Below are 26027 nucleotides of genomic sequence, written 5' to 3' on the forward strand. Positions count from 1 at the left end.
TCAAGAGACGCACATGTCTTATACCGCCGAAGCCATTGAAGTCCTCTCGGGCCTGGATCCTGTTCGCAAGCGTCCGGGCATGTATACCGACACCTCGCGTCCGAATCACCTTGCACAGGAAGTCATCGATAACAGTGTCGACGAGGCCCTGGCTGGCCACGCCAGCTCTGTGCAAGTGATCCTGCACCAGGACAACTCGCTGCAGGTAATCGACGACGGTCGCGGCATGCCGGTAGATATCCACCCTGAAGAGGGCGTCTCGGGCGTTGAGCTGATCCTCACCAAGCTGCATGCCGGCGGCAAGTTTTCCAACAAGAATTACCAATTCTCAGGCGGTCTGCATGGCGTTGGCATTTCAGTGGTTAACGCGCTCTCCACTCGGGTGGAAGTGACGGTCAAGCGCGACGGCAATGAATACCGCATGGCGTTTGCGGACGGCTTCAAAGCCAGTGAGCTTGACGTAATCGGCTCGGTTGGCAAACGCAACACTGGCACCAGCGTGCATTTCTGGGCCGACCCCAAATACTTCGATTCGCCGAAGTTTTCAATCAGCCGGCTCAAGCATGTGCTCAAGGCCAAGGCCGTGCTCTGCCCGGGGCTCAACGTCAGCTTCGAAGACAAGAGCACTGGCGAGAAGGTCGAATGGCATTATGAGGACGGCCTGCGATCCTACCTGGTAGACGCTGTCAGCGAATTCGCGCGGCTACCGGATGAGCCATTCTGCGGCAGTCTGGCCGGCAGCAAGGAGGCGGTGGACTGGGCATTGCTGTGGCTGCCCGAGGGAGGCGACAGTGTTCAGGAAAGTTACGTCAACCTGATTCCCACCGCGCAAGGGGGGACACACGTAAACGGCCTGCGTCAGGGTCTACTGGATGCGATGCGCGAGTTCTGCGAGTTTCGCAATCTGCTGCCCCGCGGAGTCAAGCTGGCGCCGGAAGACGTTTGGGAGCGGATCGCGTTCGTGCTCTCGACAAAAATGCAGGAGCCGCAGTTCTCCGGCCAAACCAAGGAACGACTGTCCTCGCGGGAGTCTGCGGCTTTCGTCTCCGGCGTTGTGAAGGACGCCTTCAGTCTTTGGCTGAACGCTCACCCCGATCTGGGGATGCAGCTTGCCGAGCTCGCCATCAGTAACGCCGGGCGACGACTCAAGGCAAGCAAAAAAGTCGAGCGCAAGCGCATCACTCAGGGGCCGGCGCTACCCGGCAAGCTGGCTGACTGCGCAGGGCAGGACCCGGCACGCTCGGAGCTGTTCCTCGTCGAAGGAGACTCTGCCGGCGGGTCTGCCAAGCAGGCGCGCGACAAGGAGTTTCAGGCGATCATGCCGTTGCGAGGCAAGATTCTGAATACCTGGGAGGTCGATGGCGGCGAAGTACTGGCGAGCCAGGAAGTTCACGACATTGCCGTGGCCATCGGCGTAGATCCCGGCGCTGCGGATATCACTCAGCTGCGCTACGGCAAGATCTGCATTCTGGCTGACGCCGACTCGGATGGGCTGCACATCGCCACTTTGCTTTGCGCGCTGTTCGTTCGCCATTTCCGTCCATTGGTGGACGCCGGCCATGTCTATGTAGCGATGCCTCCGCTTTATCGCATCGATCTCGGCAAGGACATTTTCTATGCCCTCGACGAAGCCGAGCGTGACGGCATCCTTGACCGCCTGGTTGCCGAGAAACGGCGTGGAAAACCGCAAGTCACTCGATTCAAGGGCCTGGGTGAGATGAACCCCCCGCAGCTGCGAGAAACCACAATGGATCCCAATACCCGTCGGCTGGTACAGCTGACGCTGGATGACTTTGATGGCACTCGGGAAATCATGGACATGCTGCTGGCTAAGAAGCGCGCGGGTGATCGCAAAAGCTGGCTGGAATCGAAGGGCAACATGGCCGAGGTGCTGATTTGAACGCTCGCTGGATTGCTCTGCTACTGGCATTGGCTACGCCTGTTTGGGCCGCCGGACAAAGCGCTGAGCTTGAATTCGTGAGCGAGCATCCCATTGAAGGCATTGCCCAGGGCAATCTCTCGGGGCTCGCATGGTGCGGTGATGCGCTTTGGGCTGTCTCGGACCGGGAAGACAATGTGTTGTATCGGCTCGATGCCAGCGAAACGGTCTGGCAGGCGGAAGCTGAGCGCTTCGAACTGCCGCCCGTACCCAACACAGGATTGTCCTGGGGCGTACGGATGCGCAGCGCCGTTGCGGGTCTGTTTCGCGGAGGCGAGATGGATTTCGAAGGCCTGAGCTGCGACAGCCTCGGTAATCGGTATTTAGTCAGCGAGGCGCACGCGGCGGTGCTACGGGTCAGCCCAGCCGGCACCGCAGATTGGCTGAAGCTGCCAGGTGGGCTTGTACGTCAGGCCCGCGCGAGCGGAATGCTCCTTAACTTCAACGCCATGTTCGAAGGTATCGCTGTGGATCCGGGTGCTGATCGACTGTGGCTGGCTGCGGAGCATAGTCGTCGGGGCCTCATGGTCATGCATCGCAAACAGAGCGCCTGGCAATGCACTGGTGGCTGTGTGCTACTCGCCGAGGGCGGTCGTGAAGCAACTCCAGCGGCCATGGGTGAGGGCGAGCAGCCCCGCAGGTTCTCTGGTCTGGCCTTCCACAAGGAAAAACTGTTCACTCTGGAGCCGGTGCCCCATCAGATTTGCCGGCGCCGTCCGTCCACGGGCGCGAGCGAACTCTGCTGGTCGTATGCCGCCACTGCGCTTGCGGAAGCCAGGCGCTACGACACACCGTTCGGCAATGCCGAGGCGTTGTGGGTAGACGAAGAGGGGGCCTGGATCGGCATCGACAATAACGGGCTCGCCCGCGCCGATGGGGAGAAGCGTCCGATCGTGTGGCGGGTTGCCGCGCCCAAGGGCGGCTGGGGTGCGAAAAAGTGACCCAGCCAGCTGGCCGTCGTGCTGGCCGCGTGATGCTGGTGCTTGCGTGGGGGGCGGGACTGCTGCTCGCCACCCGCTTCTTCTCGGACTGGGAGCAGAGTCGCTTCAACCCCAACCGCGAGCCGGTTTCCATCGTCCAGGGCGAGCAGATCGAAGTTCGGCTCGAAAGCAATGTTCAGGGGCATTTCGTCGCAGACGGAAGAATCAACGGGGAGACCGTGACCTTTCTTCTCGATACCGGCGCGACGGATGTCGCCATTCCGGCTCAGCTGGCCGAACGCCTGGGGTTGCAACGCGGCGCACCCGTCATGCTGCAAACGGCCAATGGGCAGACCACGGGCTACCGGACCGTGCTCAAAAGTCTTGGATTGGGAGACATCCTCCTGCATGACGTGCGCGCCCTGATTGCGCCAGGTTTCGGCGGGGATCAGGTACTGCTCGGCATGAGCGCCCTCAAACAACTCGAATTCACCCAGCGCGCCGGCACTCTGGTGCTGCGCCAACACGCCACGGATTGACCATGAGCGAAACCCTAGACCTGAGCCTGGACGGCGTCGAGCGCCGCTCACTTGCCGACTTCACCGAGCAGGCGTACCTCAACTATTCGATGTACGTGATCATGGATCGGGCCTTGCCGCACATCGGCGACGGCCTAAAGCCGGTGCAGCGGCGCATCATCTATGCCATGAGCGAGCTGGGCCTCAATGCCGACTCCAAGCACAAGAAGTCGGCGCGTACCGTCGGTGACGTGCTCGGTAAATTCCACCCCCACGGCGATTCGGCCTGCTACGAAGCCATGGTGCTGATGGCGCAGCCGTTCAGCTATCGGTACACACTGGTCGACGGCCAGGGCAACTGGGGAGCTCCGGATGATCCGAAATCTTTCGCGGCCATGCGTTACACCGAAGCGCGCCTTTCGCGCTATTCCGAAGTTCTGCTCACTGAGCTGGGGCAGGGAACTGTGGACTGGGTGCCCAACTTCGATGGCACCCTGAACGAGCCGGCGACGCTGCCGGCGCGTCTGCCCAATCTGTTGCTCAACGGCACGACCGGCATCGCCGTGGGTATGGCAACCGACGTGCCGCCGCATAATCTGCGTGAAGTGGCGGCCGCCTGCGTGCGCTTGCTTGATGATCCGAAGACGACCGTCGAGCAGCTCTGTGAACATGTTCAGGGACCTGATTACCCCACCGAAGCGGAAATCATCACGCCCCGTGCCGATCTGCTGAAAATCTATGAAACCGGCCGCGGTTCGGTACGGATGCGGGCGGTCTATCGCGTAGAGGATGGCGATATCGTCGTCACGGCATTGCCGCATCAGGTCTCCGGGTCCAAGGTGCTGGAACAGATCGCCGCGCAGATGCAGGCGAAGAAGCTGCCAATGGTGGCGGACCTGCGAGACGAATCGGACCATGAAAACCCCTGTCGTATCGTGATCATTCCGCGCTCTAACCGGGTCGATGCCGACGAGCTGATGCAGCATCTGTTCGCCACCACCGAGCTGGAATCCAGCTATCGGGTGAACACCAATGTCATCGGCCTGGACGGTCGCCCGCAGGTGAAGAACCTGCAGGTACTGCTCAGCGAGTGGTTGGCCTATCGCATCAATACCGTGCGTCGCCGTTTGCAGTTCCGGCTGGATAAGGTCGAAAAACGTCTGCACCTGTTGGAAGGCCTGCTTGTCGCCTTCCTCAACCTCGACGAGGTGATCCATATCATCCGTACCGAGGATCAACCCAAGCCGGTCCTGATGGCCCGTTTTGAACTCTCCGAGCTGCAGGCTGATTACATTCTCGATACTCGTCTGCGGCAGCTGGCGCGATTGGAAGAGATGAAGATACGTGGCGAGCAGGACGAGCTTGCCAAGGAACGCGAGAAGCTACTGGCGCTGCTGGGCAGTGAAGCCAAGCTGAAAAAGCTGGTGCGCAAGGAGCTGATCGCCGACGCCGAAACTTACGGCGATGACCGTCGATCACCAATCGTTGCGCGCGCGGAGGCGCGGGCGCTCTCGGAAAACGAGCTGTTGCCGTCCGAACCGGTCACCGTAGTGATCTCCGAGAAGGGCTGGGCGCGTTGTGCCAAGGGCCATGACATAGATGCGACCGGTCTTTCCTATAAGGCCGGAGACGGCTTCCGAGCTGCGGCAGCGGGACGGTCCAATCAGTACGCCGTTTTCATCGACTCCACCGGCCGCAGTTATTCGCTCGCGGCCCACTCACTTCCGTCGGCTCGCGGTCAGGGCGAGCCTTTGACTGGCCGTCTGACGCCGCCCCCGGGGGCCAGTTTCGAATGCGTAATGCTGCCCGATGACGAAGCGCTTTACGTGATTGCGTCCGATGCAGGCTACGGTTTCGTGGTCAGGGGCGAGGACCTGCAAGCCAAGAACAAGGCCGGTAAGGCGCTGCTTTCGTTGCCATCGGGTGCACGTGTGGTCGCGCCGAGGCCATTGAAAAACCGCGATCAGGATTGGCTGGCAGCGGTCACAACCGAAGGCCGCCTGCTGGTCTTCCCGGTACGGGATCTTCCGCAGCTGGGCAAAGGCAAGGGGAACAAGATCATTGGAATCCCGGGTGATCGAGTAGCCAGCCGCGAGGAATACCTGACGGATCTCGCCGTATTGCCCGAGGGCTCGACGCTGGTGCTGCAGGCCGGCAAGCGCACTTTGTCACTCAAGAGCGATGATCTAGAGCACTACAAGGGCGAGCGGGGACGGCGAGGCAACAAGCTGCCACGCGGCTTCCAGCGAGTGGATGGACTGCTGGTCGAGTAAAGGCAGCTTAATAGGGGTGCCTTAGAGGCTGGCTTCCTGCGATCGTTTCACGGAAGATAGCGGCCTTCAAAAATATCTGACTTCCAACGCAGCGGCAGCAAGGTCCTGCTGCGTTGGCGGCCAAACAATCGGCACGAGCAAGCGGCGAGCGGATCAGGCGTGTGACTTACGCCGGCCGCTACGATGTCGCTGATTCGGTGCAAGGGTAGAAACGAACGTGCAGCGCTTCACAACGATCCTGTTATTCGCCTGTGTCAGTCTTGCAGGCTGTGTCACGCAGCCTGTGCCGATGTATCGGCTGGACAACGGCAATGTGGAAATGCCCGCGCAGGCGGCCGATGGCGCAGCGATTCTGCTGGGGCCTATCGAGCTGGCTGACTATCTGCGTCAGGACGCGCTGTTGCAGCGCCAGCCGGATGGAAGTCTGGCTGCCAACGGCCAGCAGGCGCGGTGGGCCGGTGACCTGCAGGGCGACATCAATCAGCTGTTGCTGCGTCAGTTGGCATCGCGTTTGAAGACGCAAAGCTTGGAGCTGAGCCCCGGTAGTAATGGATTCTCACCCGACGTGCAGATCGAGCTGGAAATTACCCGCCTTGATTCCGGTCCGCAGCATCCTGCCGTACTGGAGGCCCATTGGCGTTTGCTGGACAAGCAGGGTAAGCGGCAGGGCAGCCGCTTAGTCCGGTTGCAGGAGGACCACCGTGGCAGTGCAACCGATCAGGTTCGAGCTCAGAGCGTGCTGTTGCATCGCCTCAGCGAGATGTTGGCAAGTGCTGTCGAGCCCATCGTGGTAGCGAAAACACAAGCCAAGCGTAACATTGTCAAAGCGCCAAGCAAGCCGGCTTCTCCACCGACGATCCCCGCAGTGGAGCCGATCAGGACGGAGATGGAAGTGTTCCGCTTCTAGCATCCGCTGCGGCAGGCTGAGGCCCGCATGTTGCGAGACGCATGTCGCGGAAGCGTTGGCGGTCATGATGCATCGACAGCAGTCATCGACCCTTCTTCTCAGCCAGCGCCGTTTCAATAAAACCCGGGCGTGAACTCCCTACTCCATCCGATGCAGAGCTCAGCCCCGGTTGCGTATCTCATGCATGCGGGCAAGCTGACGTTCCAGCAGTGATGGGTAGGGTTCGAGCAGTCGCTCAACGCAGGAAGCCCCTTCCGGGCTAGCGATGGGCCGAATGCGTGCTCGCTGACGGATCAGGTTGTCCTCGCCAACACTCTTTTCAACCAACAGCAGGTTGCGGCTGTGCTGAGACATGGCCAGAGCTGCCTGGGCCGCTTCGCTGAGCAGAAGTTCGCCCTGGGTGAGGTCGTAGAGTTTTTCACCCTGAGTCAGTCCGAGCTGCAGGTGCAAAGTAATCCCGCTATCGGCGACTTCGATCTGCAAGGCATGGCCGAGCGCGCGCATCAGTTCGCCGCAGCAGATTGCGTGGGTCAGGTAGTTCTGTTCATCGTCCTGGCTATGGAAGAGCATCAGGCTGCTCCCATCGTTCAGCGTGTGCAGTTCGGCCTGGTAAAGCGTGGCTGCTTGCTGAAGGCAGTCGCTATAGCGCTGTAGCAGTTCGGTGAGCCTAGCGCGTGGCAGCCGACGAAGCTGCTCTTGTGCGCCGAGCTGTATCGCAAGGACGCCGCTCTTGCCACTCATTGCCTTTTGAACCGGTGGCACGATTGAAGTCGTCGGGGCTGGCCGCGGCTCGGCCATCTCGAACGGGGGGTCATCATCGAACTCGTATGTGTCGAATGGGGGCTCAGTACGAGCGGCATCTATCGATAGGACGTCCTCGTCAAATTCGTCGAGCTGATCGCTGAGGTCCACTTCCGGTCGTGCATAGTCATTGGCCGGTGCCGCGGCGGGCACATCGAAGTGCGCCGAGTAGAGATCCTGCATGCTGTCGTCCAGCTCTATTTCCGGCTCGACCTCTTCAGGCACCAGCCGCGCCTGCAGTTGGCGCGCCAGATCGCCGATCTCATCCTGCCGGCCCGCGCCGGGCGCGGGATCGTCCGGGTCACGCAACCATAGGCGCAGTTGCATCAGAGGAAGCGAGAGCTGGCGGCCCAAACGCATGCTGAGCGTCAAGGTAAGCGCCAGGAGAATCAGGCTGAGCAGCCCCATGCTTTGCAAGCTGATGGTCATCGGCTGCTGAAACTGCTTCATGTCCAGGCTGATGCGCAGGTGCCCTGCGATCACTTCCTGAAAACTGATCGGTGTCGAGAAGAGCCCCTCTTCATCGCCCAGCAGGTTTCGCTGCGGCCGTGCGCCCGATTCAGCGAGCACCCGGTTATCGACGCTATAGATCGCCGCGTGCGCAACCAGGGGATTCTTGACCAGATTGCTCAGCAATACATTGAGGCTGAGAATGTCATTTGCCACCAGCAGATCGGTTGCAGAGGCCGCCGTCTGGGTGATCAGGCTCTGGCCGAGCGCATCAGCCTGCTGTTCCATCGCATGCTTGAACTGCATGCCCATCACCCAGGCATAGATGATCAATGCCAGCGCGACCAGCAGGATTGTATGGCTGGCGACCCTGAGAACCAGCGGGACACGACGCTGGCGCAATGCACGGTAGATCAGCAGGAAGAAATTATCAGGCTTGACGGATGCGGGCCGGTTCACAGAGCGCGGCTCTACTCTTAAGGAAGGTGCCGCGCAGTATACGGAAAGCGTACTGGTGGCTAAAGGTCGCCTATTCAAAGCAGACGAATTGCAGACGCATCGGCGCTATATCTGCAGAGCGGCTGGCTTGCGGTAACGTCCGGCGAACTCTCTGCTGTTGTAGAATGCCCGCCTTCTTTGCATAGGAGCAGCGCCTTGCGCGAAATCGTCCTGATTAACATCACCGGGGAAGATCGCCCCGGGCTGACCGCGGCCATTACCGGCGTGCTCGCTCAGGGTGGCGTGAATATCCTGGATATCGGTCAGGCGGTGATTCACGACACGCTGTCGTTCGGCATCCTGGTTGAGATTCCCGATACCGAGGGTGCGTCCTCAGTGCTCAAGGACGTGCTGTTCATGGGCTACAAGCATGACCAGCAGGTGCGCTTTACGCCGGTTGCTGAAGCAGATTATCAGCAGTGGGTCGCAGGCCAGGGCAAGCCCCGCCACATCGTCACCTTACTGACCAGAAAGGTGACCGCCGAACAATTGCAGCGAGTCAGCTCGATTACCGCCAAATACGGCCTGAACATCGATCACATCGACCGTCTTTCCGGTCGTCAGCCGCTGGACATGCCCGAGGAGCGGGGCAAGGGCTGCATCGAGTTTTCAGTTCGTGGCGAACCCGCAGATACCGCAGCGTTGCGCGCCGAGTTTCTTAGCGTTGCGCAGGAGCTTAATGTCGATATCGCGTTTCAGCGTGACTCGGTGTTCCGGCGCAATCGTCGGCTGGCCGTGTTCGACATGGACTCTACGCTGATCGAGGCGGAAGTCATCGATGAGCTGGCCAAGGTGGCCGGAGTCGGTGATCAGGTGTCCGAAATCACCGAGCGCGCGATGCGCGGCGAGCTGGACTTTCGGGCCAGCTTCCGAGAGCGCCTGGCATTGCTCGAGGGATTGGAAGAGCGCGCGCTCGCTGAGGTCGGAGCTCGCTTGCGGCTTACCGAGGGGGCCGAGTTGCTGTTTGCCGAGCTCAAGCGGCTTGGCTACAAGACGGCGATTCTGTCGGGTGGCTTCACCTATTTTGCGCGTCAGTTGCAGGCCAGGCTGGGCATTGACTACGTCTATGCCAATGAGCTGGAAATCGTCGATGGAAAGCTCACCGGGGTTGCCCAGGAGCCTATCGTCGATGCGCAGCGCAAAGCTGATTTGCTTCGTGAACTGGCTGCGCGCGAGGGGTTGCGTCTGGAGCAGACCATTGCAGTCGGCGACGGCGCGAATGACCTGCCAATGCTCGGATTGGCGGGGCTCGGCGTGGCTTTCCGTGCCAAGCCGCTAGTCAAACAGTCGGCGAAGCAGGCGATCTCGACGCTCGGACTGGACGGGATTCTTTATCTGCTTGGATTCAGGGACCGTGAAGGAGTCGAGTAGCTCGTCAGCGGGCCTTCGGCCCGCTTATTCCTCATCCGAGGAGAAGTTGTAGTCCATCGACTGGCTTGGGCCCTGCAGATACTGGCCTTGGATGTAGCCAACACCGGCCTGCCAGAGGGTTGCCAGCACGGTGGCGCTGTCAACGAACGGGACGATGGTCTGCTTGGCTTGTTCATGGAGATCGGCCAGCAGCTGTTTGAGAGACTCCTGGTTTTCCTGACGACTGAGGTCCTGCGTATAGGAGCCATCGATTTTCACGAATGCGGCATTGAGGTGCTTGAGCGTATTGAATGGGTTCAATACGCAGCCGAACTGACTCAGGGCAACGTGGCAGCCGAGTGCAGTGAGGCCTTGGGTAAGAGCCTTCGCCTGTCTCAGATAGGCAACGGCATCTTGCTCGTCCAGCTGGAAGACAAGCGAGTCTGGCGGTAGTTTCGAAGCCTTCAGCGCAGCGCCGAGCCAGCTGAGCAGGGATGGATCCTGCAGGCTGGAGCCGGACAGATGAATCATCAGTCGCGTGCTGTGGCCTTTGCTGCGGTGGCTGGCGAGCAACTTGATCGAGTTCAGAAGTACCCAGCGGTCTATCTTCGTAGCCAGCCCTGCCTCTTTCGCCGCCTCGAGGAATTCGCCCGGCGGCACTTCGGCGCCTTCAGCGTCGAGCAGGCGCAGCAGGACTTCATAATGCTCATGGCTATCGCCACGCAGGCTGATGATCGGCTGAAACAGCAAGCGGAAGCTGTTCTTTTCCAGAGCTTGTTGCAACATGGCCAGGACGTTGCCGCGGCTGGCCGCGGCGGCCAGTTCATGCGCCGGATCATAGACCCGAAGTGCGTTGCCGTCCGTCAGTTCTTCGGCGCAACGGTGGGCGCGATCAATGACGTCACGTGCCTTGGCAGTCTGCTCGTCGAGTGCGGCCACTCCGATGCTCAGGCTGGTCTGGACGGTACGGCCGCCGACATCGAACAGGTGCCCTTCGACCTTACGCAGCAGCTCGGTCAACGGCTGTTCGAGCTGCATGGGCGTGGCTTCGGCCATCAATACGGCAAAAGCATCGTCACCGAAGCGTGCCAGCTCCGCTTTGTCGTGGAAGCGTTCGCGCAGCAGCTGCGCCAGCTCGGCCAGAAGTCGGTCCGAGTCGCCCAGGCCGATCTCTGCTTGCAGGCTGGCGAATCGATCGATGCGGATGTAGGCCAGGCTTGAACCCTTGCCGGCATTGACGGCTCGCTGAACGGCGCCGTCCAGTGATTCCAGAAAATGGTTGCGGTTGTAGAGACCTGTCACCAGGTCCTGACTGCTGATTTCGCGCAGCTTTTCCAGTTCGGCGTTGTCGCTTTCTGCGCGGATAACCGCCTGAATGCAGGGCTCCCCGTCGTAGCTCGCCGGCGAAAAATGCATGCTCGCCTTGAAGCTGCTGCCATCGGCGCGAACACCGCCGCACGCCAGCTCGGCACTGCCTTGCATGCTCTGATAATTCTTCAGGAAATTCTTGAATGCGCTCTGATCAGCGGAGGCGATCAGGTCGATCATCGGCATGCACTCGAGCTCTTCCACATCCTCGTAACCGAACAGTTCAAGATAGGCGCGGTTGGCATAGATATGCATGCCGTCGTGTACGTAGGCAATGGCGTCAACCGAGCTTTCCAACAGCAATTGGCAGCGTTTTTCGGCTTCGCGCAGCGCCAATTCAGACGATCGCCGCGCGCGCCTGTCCTCGAGGTTCGCCAGCTCGCGATTTGCGACGAGTATCAGCCATTCGTCCTCGCCCTGAGGCAGGGCTCCGTGCGCACCCAGCATGAGAGCTTCAGTTATCGCATCGGCATCATTGCCGTCGATCAGCTGAATGACCGGGATGTCCTTGGCTTGCTTGCGGATGGCGCTGATGGTTTCGCTGGGGTCGAGATTGACGCTCGTCGGTGCGTTGATCAGCAGGTCCCAAGTCTGTTGCAGAACTTCGGCAAGATCTTCGCTGGAAGTGAGGCGATGCACACGCGTCGCCTGGCCCGCATTACGAAACAGGCTGACGAGTCGCTCAGCTTCATTCTGCGAATCTTCAAGGATCAGCAGGCGGATGGTTTTCTTTTGCGGGGCCATGGCAGCAGCTTTGGAACGCGCCGTAATAGGGGCGTGGAGGCTAAAAAACGGTGATCGGCAATCTACAGCGTGTTCCAGAGCGAGTCAAAATCTTCGCCCGGTGAAGCCGTCTGGTTGCCTCGTGCTGTGACCGGTTTCTCCTGAGGGGGAGCCGCCACTCCGACCAACTGATACTCGAACTGGTTATAGCTGCTGGTGCCTGCTTGTCGCTTGCAGAGCATCGCGCGGTGCTCGTCACCGTTCTGATTGATCTGCACCTTCTGGCCTTCCTGGAACGGCAAACGTGGAACGATCAACGTCGCGGGGCGGGAGATTACACTGATCTCGGGCAGCAGCAGAGCTCGCAGGTATTCGCTGCCCTGGTCGGTCTTTCGCAGCAAGCGAAGGCCACACGGCTGAGCTTGAGGGGCGATGAGTTCCACACCCATCCTCGGGCCGCTGCCGCGCACTTGGCGGATCCAGCGCACCACGGCGATGCTCCAGGTCTGGCTGGAAGAATCCTGCAGGCCCAGCAATTCGCCTGCCTGGAGTTGCGCAGGAACATCATCCGGCCAGGACAGGCAGTAGCCCCCCGGGCTGTGGTCTATCCGCTGAACCTCGAAGGTGGGAAACAGGGTGTCGGGCACCGGAGGCTCGGGTTCAGCCGTGGTTTTGTCTTTCGCCGCAGGCTTGTCGGGGTGGACGAATTCGATGTGCTCGTTCGGAAGCATGTCGTCATCGTTGAAGCCCTGGGCGTCGAAAGCAACGGACCAGACATCCGGAGTCGCATTGTTCAGTTTGAATACCGCCGACCGAGTCGTCTGTGGTCGCTTAAGCAGCTCGCCGAATGCGCGTTGACCGGCGAGGAAGTAGTGCAGGGCGCTCATGCCTATACACAGCTTTATCTGCCCAGAGGTAGGCGTGCGCTGGAAGCTGCGTTCGGAAATATCGCCCCAGGCGGCGCTCACATGCTGCATGAGATCCAGACTTATACCTTCCGGCAATGCCAGTGCGGACGCCGCTGCGCCGTCCTGGGGTGATTCCAGGAGGGTCTGAATGGCTTTGACCAGGCCATGAGGATCTATGCCGAGCAAATTTCTGCGCTCGTCAGCTCCAAACATCGTGCGATAACGCGGCGGACCGTCGATGCGGGTTGGCACGCCGAAGAGGCTGGTCGAGGTCAGCCCGGTGTGCAGCTGAACCATTGCACTCCAGGGCTCGAGCAGCTGCGCCAGCTGCGCGATGTTCTGCTGACGCAGCTGGTTGCAGCGCGCGCTACCCAACAGCAATGCCACGACATAGCTCTGTTCGGCACTGAGGCCCTTGACCCGGTAGCCCAGATCATCGCGCACCAAGGTGCGCTGTACCCCATGCTCGACCGCAAGCGCATATAACTGGTGAAGTTCCAGCCACAGGCCTTCGGGTGTAGGGCTGTAGAGCTGCGTCGAGCGAACCAGCATCGTGCTCAAGCTGCGGATTGCGCGCTGCAGGGAAATGGTAAGCAGCTGCAGCCGCTCACGGCCGGGCTGTGGCGCCAGTTCAATGGCAATCAGCTTGTAGCCCACCGCAAGATGGTTGAGCAGCGCCTGGCATAGGCTCGCCACCTTGCGTGGGCGCTCGCCAAGCACTACCGGCTGATTGATGAAGTAGCGTTCCAAGTCGCGACAGACGAAATGAATTTCGGGCCGCATCAGTTCGAGCAGCTGCAGACGATTCTGGGCAGAGGTGCGTAACTGATTGAGTTCCTGCGTAGCCTGATAAAGCTGCCGTGCAGTCTCTCCGAGGTTCGCCTTGGGTAGTCCTGCGAGCCAATGCTTGATGCCACGCACGCTCGGTTCGCAGAAGGACAACTCCTGGCGATCCGGCTTCGGTACACGCAACAGCAATGGCTGGCTTTGGTTTTCCAATGGTAGAACTCCGTGACTTACGCCCTCACCTGCCACTGGGGGTTTTGGAGGGCTAGTCCGCGTCACTAGTGATATCAAAATGCAATTGCTATAGCGACATCATAACGGACACGAAGAGGTTGGCCAGCGGCAACTGACCATTGGTTCAGTTATAACGGAATCGCGGTGACATCTGATGGAGCTGGCGGCGACAAGGGTTTAGCCCGACCAAGCGCTTCGCCCATGGACACAGGTGACAATGCAGTCAGCTGTTCAGCCCAGCTGACCTGCTCTGGTCCAAACAAGAGAATCACGGTTGAGCCGAGTTTGAAACGGCCCATTTCCGCACCCTTCTCCAGGTGAATGGCCGAGCGCGCGGCCTCGTCATAGCGGAAGGTCTTGAGGGTGCGCTTGGGGGGCGTGACGAGCCCGGCCCATACGGTTTCGATGCTGGCAACGATCATCGCACCGACGAGCACCATGGCCATCGGCCCGCGTTCTGTATCGAACAGGCAAACCACGCGCTCATTGCGTGCGAACAGCTCGGGTACACCTTCGGCGGTTACCGTGTTCACAGAAAAGATACGCCCCGGCACATAGACCATCTCACGCAGCGTCCCGGCAAGCGGCATGTGTACACGATGGTAATCCTTGGGAGAGAGGTACACGGTGGCGAAATCGCCTCCCATGAAGGGCGCGGCGCGCTCGTGATCGCCACCGAGAAGCTCCATCACGCTGTAGCTGTGACCCTTGGCCTGAAATATCCGCCCTTGATCGATCTTGCCGAGTTGGCTGATAGCGCCGTCACATGGATTGATGATCGCACCTGGCGTCGGGTCCAGCGGGCGGGCGCCGTCCTTGAGAGCGCGCGTGAAGAACGCGTTGAAGTGCTCGAACGCTGTTGGTTCCTCAATTTGCGCTTCATGCATCGGTACGCCGAAGTGCTTGATGAAAGCCTTGATGAAGGTGTTCTTCACCCACGGCAGGCGACACTCGGCAAGGCAGCCAGCTAGGCGCGAAATCAGGTGATGCGGAAGCAGGTACTGACTGAGTACGAACAAGCGATCTTTCATGGATGACCTTTTCATTGCTGGATCGGGGTGTCGGGCAGATTGCCCCATTCGCCCCAGGAGCCTGGATATCCCTTGATACGTGGGTAGCCCAGCGCCTTGGCCAGCAGGTAGGTGAAGCCGGAGCGATGATGCGTCTGGCAGTGGGTGACGATTTCCTTGTCGGCAGTAATGCCGAGCGCTTCCAGCTGTTCGGCGATGTCTTCACGAATTCGAAGTGCGCGTGACGGGTCCATCGCAGCCGTCCATTCGAAATTGATCGCGCCTGGTATATGACCTGCGCGGGCAGCCAATGCCTTTTCGCCTCGATATTCCTCCGGAGAGCGCGCATCCCAGATCACCATGTCAGGTGAACCGAGCCGGCTTTCTATGTACTCGCGGGTTGCGCTAGGCGACTCGTCCAGCTCCAGCAGGACTGGCCGGCCTGCGGCGTTCGGGATATCGCGCGAAAGCGGACGTTGCTCAGCCAACCAGGCATGCAGGCCGCCGTTGAGGTAGTGATACCGATGATGCCCGATGACATCCAGCAGCCAGATGAAACGTCCGGCCCAGCCACCACCTTCATCGTCGTAGACCACATAGACCGCATCAGGGTGATGCCCCAGTGCGCCAAATACCGCTTCGAGCTGAGCTTTGCCAGGTAGTTGTCCTGGCGCCGGCGGTAAGCCAAGCTGAGTCTGCTTCGGATCGACGAACCGTGCGCCAGGCAGATGCCCTTCGGCGTAGCGGGATGAGCTGGTCAGATCGACGAGGATCAACTCGGGCGCATTCAGACGCTCGGCCAGATCGGCCGGTTCGATTACCAGGGGCAGGTTTGCAAAAGCGGACACGGCAAGCCTCGGTTGGTCCTAAAGGGGCAAGTCTAGCAGGCTGTGGAAAACGAAGGCGAGGCAGGCGATGCCCCTCCCGACAGCCGAGAACGCGGCTTCAGAAAAGGATCATTCCTCGCGCCGCCGGCCGTTCAAGCAGGCCATTGGCTCAAGTCAGCGGCCTCGTTTGCTGAATACCGCCAGTGCACGCTCGATACATTGCACGGTTTTGGTAAAGGCCTGAATGCTGTTGTCGCTGAAGGCGGCATTGTTCTGGTCCGCAACCAGCAGCATGACGACACGCCCCTCGCGCCCGACTGAACGCAGCAGAACATGTTCGCTTGGGAACAACGCCTTCAGCGCGCCAGGCAACAGCGCCGAGAATTGCGCAACATTGTCAGGGTTGAGCCGCAGGAGTACCGGTTTCTCGAGAAGCCGGCGCAGGACCTGGCTCTGCTCGGCCTCGAGCGTCAGTGTTTTCGCATCCTTTGGCAGGCCATCTATCTGCTGGGTGACGAGTCGCTGATTCTTGCGGTCGACGAGCAGCAGCAAGACACGCTGCATGCCGGCCGCCGCCAGGGCTTTGCATGCGGTCGCGGTGAGCTGGATGACGTTGTCGTATGGGCTGGTTTCACTGAGCAGCTCCCGACAATGTGCGCGCCACTGCGCCAGGACTTCCGCATCTGGGCGTTTCGTTGAATGCTCTATCTGGAAGACGCTTTCCCATGGCCAGAGCAAGCCTTGGGCGGGGTGCCAGAGATCGGTCGGGCCGATCGCCTGTGCGCTGGCAACCGCTTGCTGATGCGTCAGCTGCTGCAATTCCGGCAGGGGCACTTGCATATAAAGGCCAGCCAGACGCTGCCAGCGCAGGCTATGGATGCCGCTCCAGCTGTGGTGCGCTGAGACGGCGAGGCCATTGGCCAAAACAATGGTGTTACTGGGCAGCGTCAACCAGCGGCGCAGCTCGGGATCAGCGTCGAGCATTTGTTGTTGGTGCAGCGGGTGTTCGTTATCTCGGGCGATGTGCAGCGCCTTTATCAGCATCCGCCGATGCTCGTTGAGTAAGTGATATCCCTGGGATATCCAGCCCGGCAGGCCCCAGCGTTCAGCCGTCGCCGCGCAAAGTTCGAGCAAGGAGACGCCCAGCAGAGATTGTTCGACCTGCCGTGCCGGCTCGCGCTTGACCAGCACGCGTTGCTCCCAGGTCTCAAGCAGCTCCGGGCGTGCTGCGATCAGTGCCCAGATCGGTGCTAGAAACAGCAGGCTGCTCCAGTGAATTTCTTGCCAAAGCCGCGCAAGGCGTGAAGCGAACAGGCCGTTGGCCTGCTGGCTGGCATGGCTACTGATCAGCAGGATTTGCCGTAACGGCAATGCAATGTCTTGTGGGCGAACGGCTGGGACCTTCGTAAACAGTGCCTCGGCGCGTTTCAAGCCAATTCGGCTGAGTGCAACCTCCAGGCTTTCGGCGGGCTTGCTAGCTGCCGCTGCGCTGCGATTCGCTTCTCTGATGACGGTGAGCGCAAGCACCGGGCTCTCCTGGATCAGTTCCGAGATCTGGCGCATGGACATGCTGCTGTCGCGCAGCGCGCGCTGGACCCGTGCATACGGCTCGGCGGCAGCCGGCAGCACTACGGCGTCCAGGGCTTCGAGCCAGTCTGCAAGCGTGCGGGGGAGTGGTGTCATGGTCATGGCGCCGCCGAAGTAGCATTTCGTCGAGATGGCCTTTAGTCTGGCGCAAAAGTTCCGATAACTAGAACAATTCTTTTACGCCCCGCCTGCAACTCAGCGCGCGCGCAGAATTCGCGGCTCCTTCCAGTTGCTCAGCTATCAGGTTTAGACGTACCTCCTATGGCAAAAATCATCGGCATCATCGTAGTAATCGCCAGTGTCCTTGGCGGTTTTATTCTGTCTGGCGGCAAAGTCGGCGCGCTTATCCACCCTTTCGAGGTGATGATCATCGGCGGCGCAGCGCTTGGTGGCTTTCTTCAGGCAAACCCTGGCAGCACCACCAAGATCGTCTTCAAGAAATCGCTGCAGATGTTCAGTACTAGGTTCACGCACAAGTATTACCTGGAAGTGCTGGGGATGCTTTATGAAGTCCTCAACAAGAGCCGCCGCGAAGGCATGATGGCGATTGAGGCCGATATCGAAGAACCAAGTGCCAGCCCTATCTTCAGCAAGTACCCGGCGATTCTTAAAGACGAGCGGATGATGGCTTTTGTCTGCGATTACCTGCGCATCATGTCGTCCGGCAACATGGCCCCGCATGAGCTCGAAGGCCTTTTTGACATGGAGCTCAACGGCCTCAAAGAAGAGCTTGAGCACCCATCCCACGCCGTAGCGAAGATCGCCGACGGCCTGCCTGCGATGGGCATTGTGGCGGCGGTACTCGGCATCGTGATCACCATGTCGATCCTGGCCTCTGCGACCAACGCCGAGATTGGTGAAAAGGTGGCAACGGCTCTTGTGGGTACGTTCCTCGGGATCCTTGCTTCCTATGGTTTCTTCGGCCCGCTGGCAGGCGCGCTTGAGCATGATGCCAAGGAAGAGCTCAACCTTTACGAAAGCATCAAGGCCACACTGGTCGCATCCGCGTCCGGCATGCCGCCGACGCTCGCGGTCGAGTTTGGCCGCAAGGTGCTACTGCCGGCGCACCGCCCGAGCTTCTCGGAGCTTGAACAAGCCATGCGTGGTAGCTAAGCGCAGCCATGGACAATAATCAGCCAATCATCGTCAAGCGGATCAAGAAGGTCGCTGCGGGACACCACGGCGGCGCTTGGAAGATCGCTTTTGCCGACTTCGCCACCGCCATGATGGCGTTCTTTCTGGTGATGTGGCTGATGTCTTCTGCCACCCCGGAACAGAAACTGGCCATTTCCGGCTACTTTCAGGACCCCATTGGCTTCACGGAAAGTGCGAGCCCGCATGTGATCGACCTGGGCGGTACGCCGACTCCGTCGCCGGATCGCACACTCAATGACGTGGTCGACCCGGACGTGCAGCAATCCGAAGCGACAATTGACGCCGAGCAGGCGCAAACCTTTTCCGAGCAACTCGACCGAGAGCGTCTTGAACTGCTCCTACATGAGTTGCAGAACAAGGTAGACGAAAACCCTGACCTGACGCGCTTCAAGGATCAGATCCTGTTCGAAATCACTCAGGATGGTTTGCGCATCCAGATCATGGATGCCGCCAACCGTCCGATGTTCGCGCTGGGAAGTGCTCAGCTGCAGCCCTATTTCGAGGATATTCTGCTGGCGATGGCCGACACCATCCGCGCCGTTCCGAACAAGATCAGCATCAGCGGCCACACCGATGCGAAGCCTTATTCGGGGCGAGGCGATTTCGGCAACTGGGAGCTATCGGCTGGCCGCGCCAACGCAGCGCGGCGCGCCTTGGTTGCCGGCGGCTATCCTGAGGAGCAGCTGGCGCGAGTAGTGGGTTATGCATCGTCGGCATTGTTCGATCGTGAGGATCCACTCAATCCGGTGAACCGTCGTATCGACATCCTGGTGCTGACCAAGAGAGCGCAGCGTGACATCGAGGGTGAGCAATCGGAGGCGGGCGGCACCCCCGCAGCAACACCTGCAGCTGTTGCGCCGCCCGCTGCGACACTGGCTGATCCATTGCAAGCGCCGCAGCTTCGAGAGCGGTTGAACATTTTCGAGGACGGCGTGCTGAAGTTCGATCAGCCGGGCGGGAGCTAAAGCCGGAGCTCACCTGCATTGCCTCAATAAAAGGCGTGCAGCGCAGGCAGGGTGGCCGCTAGTACTCGGTTTCCGGCAGGCTGCTGATGATGTGGCGGTAACTGGCCATCCGCTGCGGCTGGATCTGCCCCTGCTCCAGCGCTTTCAGAAGTGCGCAGCCGGGCTCACGATCATGTTTGCAGTCGCGGAAGCGGCAATGGCCCAGCAGATCCTGAAATTCAATGAAGCCGGCCTCGACATCAGAGCGGCTTACATGGCCCAGGCCGAATTCGCGAATACCGGGTGAATCGATCAGCTCGCCGCCACGGGGGAAGTGAAACAGGCGTGCAGTAGTGGTGGTGTGAGTGCCTTTGCCTGTCAGCTCCGACAACGGGCCGACGCGGGTATCGACGCCCGGCAACAGACTGTTGACCAGTGACGACTTGCCGACACCGGACTGGCCGACGAACACACTGACGTGGCCGTCGAGCCGGTCTTGCAGTGCTTCCATGCCCGCGCCGCCATGAGCCGAGACTTCCATCAGCGGATAGCCCAGGGTGCGGTACACCGCCAGCAAGGAATTGAGTGCCTTCTCGTTCTGCGCATCGATCAGATCCGCCTTGTTGAGCAGCAGCAGGGGCGTGATGCCTGCATGCTCGGCAGCGATCAGGTAGCGATCGATAAGATTGGCGTGGGGTTCGGGGAGCGGAGCGAAGACTATGACGATCAGATCGACGTTAGCTGCCACCGGTTTGAGCTGGCCGCGTGTGTCGGGTCGGCACAGCTCGGACTGGCGCGGCAGCTGCGCAACGATTACCCCGATGCCTTGATTGCCCGGTCGCCAGACGACGCGGTCGCCAGTCACCAATGCCGGCAGGTTTGCCCGCAAGTGGCAGCGGAACACCTGGCCGCACTGCTCGCCTTCCTGTGCCTCGACTTCAACTTGCACGCCGAAATGTGCAATGACCAGTCCGGTCTGTTCGGGACCCAGGTCGCCGCCTTCCAGTTCTTCGATCGTGCGCGACTCTCGTCTCGCCGCGCGTGTCGCACGCTCTTCCTGGATTTTCTCGATGCGCCAGCTTTGCCGGCGGTTGAGGTGGCGTTTGGCCATTTTTATGCGGTGTCCAGGGTTGTAAAAAGTAGGCGAGTCTAGCATGCCCTACAGGTCGACCACGGCCCTGTATGGCGCTTCTCGAGGCGGTTAGACTTTGCCCCTGTTCCTTGCTGCGACGCGCTCCTATGCCGGCCTTTTCCTTTGCGCGATATCCCGCCTTACTGGCGCTGTTAAGCCAGCTGTTGTCGCTGATCATCACCTGGCTGTTGTTGCTGGGGTTGGCTCGAGCGGGTGGGTGGCACATCAGCCTGCTGAGCGCGGCGTGGATGCAAGGCTCGATAGCGGCGCTTGTTGGATGGCGGCTTGGGCTGTCGCGCTGGTGGTTGCCGATCAACCTGTGCTTTGTCCCTGGCTTGGTGTTGCTGCAGAACCATGCACTGCCGCCCTGGCTGCTACTCCTGGGTTTCATCGCGCTATTGTTGCTGAACTGGAATGCGCTGACCGAGCGCGTCCCACTGTATTTGACTGGCACGGCGGCCGAGCGTCTGCTTATCCAGCGACTCGCTCGGTTGCCGGCTGGTTTTCGATTCATCGACCTGGGCAGCGGCCTCGGTGGTACTCTGCTGCGGCTGGCCAAAGCCTACCCGTCGGGGCACTTCGTTGGCGTCGAGACAGCGCCACTGACCTTCCTGCTCTGCTGGTTCAGGTGTTTGCTTCAACCTAACTGCCGGGTGCGCTTTCGTAGTTTCTGGCGCGAATCGCTGGGCGATCACGATGTGGTTTATTGCTTTCTTTCGCCTGCTCCCATGCCGGCGCTTTGGCAGAAGGCGCGGACCGAGATGGCGCCGGGCGCGCTGCTCATAAGCAATAGCTTCGAAGTGCCAGGGGTAGCTGCTCAGGAAGTCCTGCCGATCGATGACTGGCGGCGTTCGTGCCTGTTCATCTGGCAGCCTGGAACGGATGCGCAACCTGACGGCGGTGCTGCGAGCAGCTAAACTGCGCGCCACGGCCAAGGAGCTCATCATGCAGAACCCGCAGAATCTCATCTGGATCGACCTGGAAATGACCGGTCTGGATCCGGATAACGACGTCATCATCGAGATGGCGACTATCGTCACCGACAGCCAGCTCAATGTGCTGGCGGAAGGGCCGGTCATTGCCATCCATCAGAGCGAAGAGCTGCTGGAAGGCATGGACGAGTGGAATACTCGTCAGCATGGTGGCTCCGGTCTTACTCAGCGGGTGCGCGAGAGCCGGATATCCACCGAAGAAGCGGAAGCCCAGACCCTGGCGTTTCTCGAGCAATGGGTACCGAAGGGCAAGTCACCGATCTGCGGTAATAGCATCTGTCAGGATCGCCGCTTCCTATACCGCCGGATGCCTCGGTTGGAAGCCTATTTCCACTACCGCAACCTGGATGTATCGACCTTGAAGGAGCTGGCTGCGCGTTGGGCTCCCGAAGTGCTGGCGGGTTTCAAGAAGGGTGGGACCCACCTGGCGCTTGACGATATCCGCGAGTCTATCGCCGAGTTGCGTCATTATCGCGAGCACTTCATCAAAGTCTGACCGCCATGGGCCTCGCCCGATAAGCGGAATGCAGCAGCCGGAGCCATGGCGGTTGGTTCCGGCTCTAGTTGCGCCCTAGCTTGCGCAGCTCGTCAGACTCGACCACCCGCGTACCTTCACCTTCCTCAAGTGCAAGTCGCCAGAGCGCATGGGCAAGCGTGCACGCCGAAATACCACGGTATTTGCCTGGCAATAGATGGGAAAGCGGGGCGGTCAGGCGCTCCATAGGGCGCACCTGCATGCGTGGACCCAGCAGCTGCGAGGGGCGCGCGATGGTCAGTTGCGGCCAATCCTGTGCGCGCAGGGCCTGCTCCATCTCGCCCTTGACCCGGCAATAGAAGATCGAACTGGTCGGGTCAGCCCCCAGCGAACTGACCACCAGCAGGTGCCGAGCGCCCAGCTCTCGGGCACGCGCGGCAAATGCTACGACCAGGTCGTGATCAACGTTGCGAAAAGCTTCCTGGCTTCCAGCATCTTTCATGGTGCTGCCCAGGCAGCAGAAGGCAGTGTCGATTTTGCCGGACAGCTGCGGTAACAAGCTTGCAAGCTGACCGACCGGGTTCTCGAGTCGTTGGTGCTCGGCCAGTGGCTTGCGGCTGGGGGCGAGCACGCACTCTACGGTGGGCTCGTTGAGCAGCCGGTCGAGCAGGTGTTCGCCGGTCAGCCCGGTGGCGCCGGCAAGCAAAATACGCTGTGGCGTCAGATACATGGTATGGCTTCCTGTAACGTTCAGTCGGTTGGCGTCGGCCGCTGGTTGGTCAGCGCCCGCCAGTGTTCGACAACCCGCTCCGGTGCCCAGATCTGCGGCTCCGAAGGCTGATAGTCGTCGGCTTGCTCCCGTTCGGCAACCCTCGCCTGTGCCGAGGTGAAGGCCTCCAAGATATCCCGGTGTTCCTGCAATGATTCGGCAAAGAGGGCTCGGCCGAAGTAGGTGAAGTCATTCTCCTCTGAGCAGCCAAATGACACCCGGTCGGCGCGAGCGGCGGTTATGACCATGGTGGTCGGGCTTTTCAGCGGTTCGATGAAACCGCCGGAATAGCAGGCTGAGATCACCACTATCTTGTTGCGTTCGGCGAGCGGAATCAGGAGCGTCGCCAGATCCGCCGCGGGCAGATCTTCCAGTGCCAACCGTGGTTGTGTCAGCACCAACTGATGCTCAGCAGAGCCATGGCTGGTCAGGTAGATGAAGATCAGATCTTCTGGGCCGCTTTGCTCTGCCAGTCGTTGGATGGCTCGGGCCAGGTTTTCGCGGGTAGCCAGAGGTCTGTCGGCGAGGTGGTCGCGATGATTGATCAGGCTGATCTGCCCGCGTGCAGCGAAACGCTCGCCCAGCAGCTTGTCGACATAATCGACTTCGCGCATGAAGACGCTTTGCTGTCCATCTCCAGCCAGTGTCAGCGTGTAGAGTTCTGCGGCCGGAGTCGATGCCGGTACCGCATCCAGAGCTTCGCTCAACAGTGCGCCCTGCCGCAACAGGCCGACTTCCAGCGGGTCGGGCAGTCGTTCGCCATTATGATCATGGCTCAGGCGCCCTGATATCCAGATGCCATTGTGCGCGGTGCCATCGGCTCGCTCGAGCGTCCCCAGACCATGATACTGGCCCGCACGAAAACGTCCTTTGTAATGAGATCCGTCCGGCTGTTCGAGCTCTCCTTCGCCGTGATATTGCCAGTGGCTGAACTCGCCCTTATAGCGGGTGCCGTCGACGTCGGCATACTCACCTGTTCCGCGTAGTTGGCCCTGATCGAAGGTGCCTTTCCAGACATTGCCAACGGCATCTTCGTAGCGGCCTTGGCCATGGAGCTGGTCGTCCTTGAACTGGCCAAGGTAATGCTCGCCATCGGCGCCGCGGTAGACGCCCTCACCGTTCAGGCTGCCTTGCTCAAAGTTACCGCTGAAGAGTCCGCCGCTGTCGCTGCGAGTGCCCTGACCGTTTGGCTGGCCAGCGGCGAACGAGCCCTCATATATCACGCCATCCGCGCCTTCGAGCCTGCCGGGGCCGTGATAGAGACCATCTTTGAAGCTACCCTCGTAGGTCAGGCCCGCCTCGGAATAGCGGCCCTCGCCGTTCAGGCTGCCTTGCTGAAAATGTCCCTCGTAGACACCGCCCGTGGCATAGGTGAAACGGCCCTGGCCGTCGAACAGCCCGTGCTTGAATTCACCCTCGTAGCGGTCACCGTTGGCACCCAGCCAGACGCCCGGGCCATGCCATTGGCCATCCTTGAACGTGCCGCGATAGTAGCTGCCATTCGGGTAATCGATCCGCCCTTCGCCCTGCAGAAGACCGTTGACGACTTCACCGCGATAGCGACCGCCATCTGGCAATACCGCATCGGCAGGGAGCAATGGCTCGCCGTCACCGCAAGCGGTCAGCAGGCATGCCAGAAGAAGCGGGGCGAGGTGGCGCATGCGGGTATCCGAAATGGCGAGGTCCGCAGTATGCCGGAAACGCGGCAGGGTACGAACAGGTCGCACCCCCGCCAATTCAGACGAAGCAGAGTGCCAGGGTCTCGGCGATGTAGGCGGGTTTCTCCACGCCCTCGATCTCCATCACTGCGCGCGATTTAAGCAGCCATTGCCCCGGGTTTTTTTCGTATACGTCGAGCAGCGTTGCCGCGACGCGCACCCGGGAGCCGACCTTGACCGGCTGGATGAAGCGCAAGCTATCGAGCCCGTAGTTCACGCCCATCTTGGTCCCTTCAGGTCGGATCATCAGCTCGTCCATCAGCATCGGCAGCAGTGACAGCGACAGGAAGCCATGAGCAATGGTCCCACCGAACGGTGTCTGAGCGGCTTTTTCAGGATCGATATGGATGAACTGGTGGTCGCCTGTGCAATCGGCAAACTGGTCGACCCGCTGCTGATCGACAGTGAACCACTCGGAGCGGCCGAGCTCCTTGCCTATATAGTCCTTGAGTTCTGCTACGGGTACTTGTGGCATATGTCCTCCGGGCTTTTGTTGTTCTGGTCGTGTGTGGCGCCGAGCTAGATCAGCATGCGCTTGGCAACGAATCAACCAAGCATGGCTCGTGCGAATGGCGGGCCATAGGCAGGGCTGGCGGCTGACGAGGGATTGATCGTGGTCAGATGCCTATAATTGCGCTCCTTTGTTGTGGAGGCTTTCATGCTGCTACGCGGAATAACCTGGCTGGTACTCTTTCAGCTGCTTGGCACTGCACTCAACGTATTGGTTCTGCCGATGCTGCCTGGCCCTATCATCGGGCTTGTCCTGCTGTTCGTCGCGTTGCTGATGCGCGGTCAGGCAAGTGAATCTCTGCAGGTCGCGGCCAGCAGCCTTTTGCGCTATCTGCCGCTGCTGTTGGTTCCGCCTGCCGTGGGCGTGATGGCATACACCCAGGCGATCCTGGACGACTTCTGGGCAATTGTCGGAGTGCTGGTGACTTCGCTGGTGGTTTCGCTGGTTTTCACCGGTTGGCTGATGCAGACCCTGATTCGGCGTCAGCAGCGCAAGGCAGGCCGCATATGATCGCGACACAGTGGCAGGCCGCGTGGGATGCGGTGATCCATCACCCACTGTTCGGCGTGGCAATCACCCTGGCTGCCTTTCAACTGGCCTATGCCGCTTATGAAAAGACCCGCTGGGTGTTTTTGCAGCCGGTGCTGGTGTCGATGATTGTGGTGGTCGGAACGCTGCTCCTGTGCGGCCTTAGCTACAACGAATACCGTGACAGTGCGCAACTGCTAACGGTAATGCTCGGGCCCGCCACCGTGGCGCTGGCGGTGCCGCTTTACCTCAACCTGAGACGAATTCGCGAACTGTTCGGGCCGATCATGCTCACCTTGCTGGTGGCCGGTGTGGGTGCGACATCCTTGGGAATGGCCCTGGCATGGGCCTTCGGCGCTGAACAGATGATCCTCATGACCCTCGCGCCAAAGTCCGTAACCTCACCGATCGCAATGCTCGTCGCCGAGCAGATCGGTGGCGTGGTAGCGCTGGCCGCCGTGTTCGTGATGATTACCGGCATCATAGGCGCGATCATTGGTCCGGAACTGTTGCGCCGCTTTGGCGTTCAGCATCCTGCTGCCCGTGGTATGGCGCTGGGCCTGACTGCGCATGCGGTCGGGACCGCGCAAGCGCTGCAGGAAGGCGATGAGTGCGGTGCCTTCGCGGCACTGGCGATGAGTCTGATGGGTGTCATGACGGCCGTGCTGCTGCCGTTGGCCGTATTGCTGTTGTCGTGAGGAGTC

At 60.4% G+C, this 26027-nt stretch carries 22 protein-coding genes; 12 read left to right on the forward strand and 10 right to left on the reverse strand.

What is annotated here, in order from left to right:
- Positions 1-13 precede the first annotated feature (13 nt).
- The 5 genes from parE to EA797_RS02635 all read left to right on the forward strand — a co-directional run bounded on the left by parE (position 14) and on the right by EA797_RS02635 (position 6557).
- The gene (parE, locus tag EA797_RS02615) at positions 14-1900 is read left to right on the forward strand and encodes a DNA topoisomerase IV subunit B (protein ID WP_122163635.1); all 1887 of its coding nucleotides are present in this window, start codon (positions 14-16) and stop codon (positions 1898-1900) included.
- Positions 1897-2880 carry an esterase-like activity of phytase family protein gene (locus EA797_RS02620; RefSeq protein ID WP_122163636.1) on the forward strand — a complete coding sequence of 328 codons (984 nt, stop codon included), beginning with the start codon at positions 1897-1899 and terminating at the stop codon, positions 2878-2880. Before parE ends, EA797_RS02620 begins: the two co-directional genes overlap by 4 nt.
- The gene (locus EA797_RS02625) at positions 2877-3398 is read left to right on the forward strand and encodes a retropepsin-like aspartic protease family protein (protein ID WP_122163637.1); all 522 of its coding nucleotides are present in this window, start codon (positions 2877-2879) and stop codon (positions 3396-3398) included. Before EA797_RS02620 ends, EA797_RS02625 begins: the two co-directional genes overlap by 4 nt.
- 2 nt (positions 3399-3400) lie before the next feature.
- Entirely contained in the window at positions 3401-5650 is a 2250-nt protein-coding gene (gene parC / locus EA797_RS02630) for a DNA topoisomerase IV subunit A (RefSeq protein ID WP_122163638.1), read from the forward strand.
- 217 nt (positions 5651-5867) lie between these two features.
- Positions 5868-6557 carry a PqiC family protein gene (locus EA797_RS02635; RefSeq protein ID WP_122163639.1) on the forward strand — a complete coding sequence of 230 codons (690 nt, stop codon included), beginning with the start codon at positions 5868-5870 and terminating at the stop codon, positions 6555-6557.
- A 159-nt stretch (positions 6558-6716) separates the two neighbouring features.
- Here the strand turns inward: EA797_RS02635 and EA797_RS02640 are convergent, their stop codons facing one another.
- Positions 6717-8267, reverse strand: a complete 1551-nt coding sequence (locus tag EA797_RS02640) for an AhpA/YtjB family protein (RefSeq protein WP_122163640.1) — start codon at positions 8265-8267, stop codon at positions 6717-6719.
- A 195-nt stretch (positions 8268-8462) separates the two neighbouring features.
- Here EA797_RS02640 and serB point away from each other — a divergent pair, with 195 nt between their 5' ends.
- The gene (serB, locus tag EA797_RS02645; protein ID WP_122163641.1) at positions 8463-9677 is read left to right on the forward strand and encodes a phosphoserine phosphatase SerB; all 1215 of its coding nucleotides are present in this window, start codon (positions 8463-8465) and stop codon (positions 9675-9677) included.
- Between the two features lie 24 nt (positions 9678-9701).
- Here serB and EA797_RS02650 read toward each other — a convergent pair whose 3' ends face one another.
- From EA797_RS02650 to EA797_RS02670, 5 genes are all read right to left on the reverse strand, one after another.
- A complete protein-coding gene (locus EA797_RS02650; protein WP_122163642.1) occupies positions 9702-11768 on the reverse strand; it encodes an EAL domain-containing response regulator in 2067 nt (688 codons plus the stop codon).
- Positions 11769-11830: 62 nt separating this feature from the next.
- Positions 11831-13654, reverse strand: a complete 1824-nt coding sequence (locus tag EA797_RS02655; protein WP_122163643.1) for a molecular chaperone — start codon at positions 13652-13654, stop codon at positions 11831-11833.
- Positions 13655-13803: 149 nt separating this feature from the next.
- Positions 13804-14706, reverse strand: coding sequence for an archaetidylserine decarboxylase (gene asd / locus EA797_RS02660; RefSeq protein WP_122163644.1), 903 nt, complete (start codon positions 14704-14706; stop codon positions 13804-13806).
- Positions 14707-14717: 11 nt separating this feature from the next.
- Positions 14718-15533 carry a rhodanese-like domain-containing protein gene (locus EA797_RS02665; RefSeq protein WP_122163645.1) on the reverse strand — a complete coding sequence of 272 codons (816 nt, stop codon included), beginning with the start codon at positions 15531-15533 and terminating at the stop codon, positions 14718-14720.
- Positions 15534-15686: 153 nt separating this feature from the next.
- Positions 15687-17201, reverse strand: coding sequence for an HDOD domain-containing protein (locus EA797_RS02670; protein WP_122163646.1), 1515 nt, complete (start codon positions 17199-17201; stop codon positions 15687-15689).
- A 159-nt stretch (positions 17202-17360) separates the two neighbouring features.
- Between EA797_RS02670 and motA the strand changes: the two genes are divergently transcribed.
- Complete coding sequence (motA, locus tag EA797_RS02675; protein ID WP_122163647.1) at positions 17361-18212, forward strand: flagellar motor stator protein MotA; 852 nt, start codon at positions 17361-17363, stop codon at positions 18210-18212.
- A gap of 8 nt (positions 18213-18220) precedes the next feature.
- On the forward strand, positions 18221-19219 hold the full coding sequence (gene motB, locus EA797_RS02680) for a flagellar motor protein MotB (RefSeq protein ID WP_122163648.1): 999 nt from the start codon (positions 18221-18223) through the stop codon (positions 19217-19219).
- A 58-nt stretch (positions 19220-19277) separates the two neighbouring features.
- Here motB and rsgA read toward each other — a convergent pair whose 3' ends face one another.
- Positions 19278-20309 carry a small ribosomal subunit biogenesis GTPase RsgA gene (rsgA, locus tag EA797_RS02685; RefSeq protein WP_122163649.1) on the reverse strand — a complete coding sequence of 344 codons (1032 nt, stop codon included), beginning with the start codon at positions 20307-20309 and terminating at the stop codon, positions 19278-19280.
- Positions 20310-20437: 128 nt separating this feature from the next.
- On the opposite strand from rsgA, the gene EA797_RS02690 reads away from it, so the two are divergent.
- Both EA797_RS02690 and orn read left to right on the forward strand, forming a co-directional pair.
- Complete coding sequence (locus tag EA797_RS02690; RefSeq protein WP_122163650.1) at positions 20438-21247, forward strand: class I SAM-dependent methyltransferase; 810 nt, start codon at positions 20438-20440, stop codon at positions 21245-21247.
- A gap of 28 nt (positions 21248-21275) precedes the next feature.
- Positions 21276-21818 (forward strand): oligoribonuclease, encoded by a 543-nt coding sequence (gene orn, locus EA797_RS02695; RefSeq protein ID WP_122164654.1) that lies wholly within the window; start codon positions 21276-21278, stop codon positions 21816-21818.
- A gap of 64 nt (positions 21819-21882) precedes the next feature.
- Here the strand turns inward: orn and EA797_RS02700 are convergent, their stop codons facing one another.
- From EA797_RS02700 to EA797_RS02710, 3 genes are all read right to left on the reverse strand, one after another.
- Positions 21883-22527 carry an NAD(P)H-binding protein gene (locus tag EA797_RS02700; RefSeq protein WP_122163651.1) on the reverse strand — a complete coding sequence of 215 codons (645 nt, stop codon included), beginning with the start codon at positions 22525-22527 and terminating at the stop codon, positions 21883-21885.
- A 20-nt stretch (positions 22528-22547) separates the two neighbouring features.
- Positions 22548-24227 (reverse strand): C13 family peptidase, encoded by a 1680-nt coding sequence (locus EA797_RS02705; protein WP_122163652.1) that lies wholly within the window; start codon positions 24225-24227, stop codon positions 22548-22550.
- 76 nt (positions 24228-24303) lie between these two features.
- Positions 24304-24759 (reverse strand): MaoC family dehydratase, encoded by a 456-nt coding sequence (locus tag EA797_RS02710; protein ID WP_122163653.1) that lies wholly within the window; start codon positions 24757-24759, stop codon positions 24304-24306.
- A gap of 183 nt (positions 24760-24942) precedes the next feature.
- On the opposite strand from EA797_RS02710, the gene EA797_RS02715 reads away from it, so the two are divergent.
- Together EA797_RS02715 and EA797_RS02720 are read left to right on the forward strand one after the other, a co-directional pair.
- The gene (locus tag EA797_RS02715; protein ID WP_122163654.1) at positions 24943-25305 is read left to right on the forward strand and encodes a CidA/LrgA family protein; all 363 of its coding nucleotides are present in this window, start codon (positions 24943-24945) and stop codon (positions 25303-25305) included.
- A complete protein-coding gene (locus tag EA797_RS02720) occupies positions 25302-26021 on the forward strand; it encodes an LrgB family protein (RefSeq protein WP_122163655.1) in 720 nt (239 codons plus the stop codon). Before EA797_RS02715 ends, EA797_RS02720 begins: the two co-directional genes overlap by 4 nt.
- The last annotated feature ends 6 nt before the right edge of the window (positions 26022-26027 follow it).

The organism is Stutzerimonas zhaodongensis, from assembly GCF_003696365.1.
Classification (GTDB): Bacteria; Pseudomonadota; Gammaproteobacteria; order Pseudomonadales; family Pseudomonadaceae; genus Stutzerimonas; species Stutzerimonas zhaodongensis.

Excerpts from the sequence above, each read along its gene's own strand:
- parE (WP_122163635.1), top strand. The coding sequence starts at position 14 with ATGTCTTATACCGCCGAAGCCATTGAAGTCCTCTCGGGCCTGGATCCT.
- parC (WP_122163638.1), top strand. The coding sequence starts at position 3,401 with ATGAGCGAAACCCTAGACCTGAGCCTGGACGGCGTCGAGCGCCGCTCA.
- EA797_RS02650 (WP_122163642.1), bottom strand. The coding sequence starts at position 11,768 with ATGGCCCCGCAAAAGAAAACCATCCGCCTGCTGATCCTTGAAGATTCG.
- asd (WP_122163644.1), bottom strand. The coding sequence starts at position 14,706 with ATGAAAGATCGCTTGTTCGTACTCAGTCAGTACCTGCTTCCGCATCAC.
- EA797_RS02670 (WP_122163646.1), bottom strand. The coding sequence starts at position 17,201 with ATGACCATGACACCACTCCCCCGCACGCTTGCAGACTGGCTCGAAGCC.
- motA (WP_122163647.1), top strand. The coding sequence starts at position 17,361 with ATGGCAAAAATCATCGGCATCATCGTAGTAATCGCCAGTGTCCTTGGC.
- motB (WP_122163648.1), top strand. The coding sequence starts at position 18,221 with ATGGACAATAATCAGCCAATCATCGTCAAGCGGATCAAGAAGGTCGCT.
- rsgA (WP_122163649.1), bottom strand. The coding sequence starts at position 20,309 with ATGGCCAAACGCCACCTCAACCGCCGGCAAAGCTGGCGCATCGAGAAA.
- EA797_RS02690 (WP_122163650.1), top strand. The coding sequence starts at position 20,438 with ATGCCGGCCTTTTCCTTTGCGCGATATCCCGCCTTACTGGCGCTGTTA.
- orn (WP_122164654.1), top strand. The coding sequence starts at position 21,276 with ATGCAGAACCCGCAGAATCTCATCTGGATCGACCTGGAAATGACCGGT.
- EA797_RS02700 (WP_122163651.1), bottom strand. The coding sequence starts at position 22,527 with ATGTATCTGACGCCACAGCGTATTTTGCTTGCCGGCGCCACCGGGCTG.
- EA797_RS02705 (WP_122163652.1), bottom strand. The coding sequence starts at position 24,227 with ATGCGCCACCTCGCCCCGCTTCTTCTGGCATGCCTGCTGACCGCTTGC.
- EA797_RS02710 (WP_122163653.1), bottom strand. The coding sequence starts at position 24,759 with ATGCCACAAGTACCCGTAGCAGAACTCAAGGACTATATAGGCAAGGAG.
- EA797_RS02715 (WP_122163654.1), top strand. The coding sequence starts at position 24,943 with ATGCTGCTACGCGGAATAACCTGGCTGGTACTCTTTCAGCTGCTTGGC.
- EA797_RS02720 (WP_122163655.1), top strand. The coding sequence starts at position 25,302 with ATGATCGCGACACAGTGGCAGGCCGCGTGGGATGCGGTGATCCATCAC.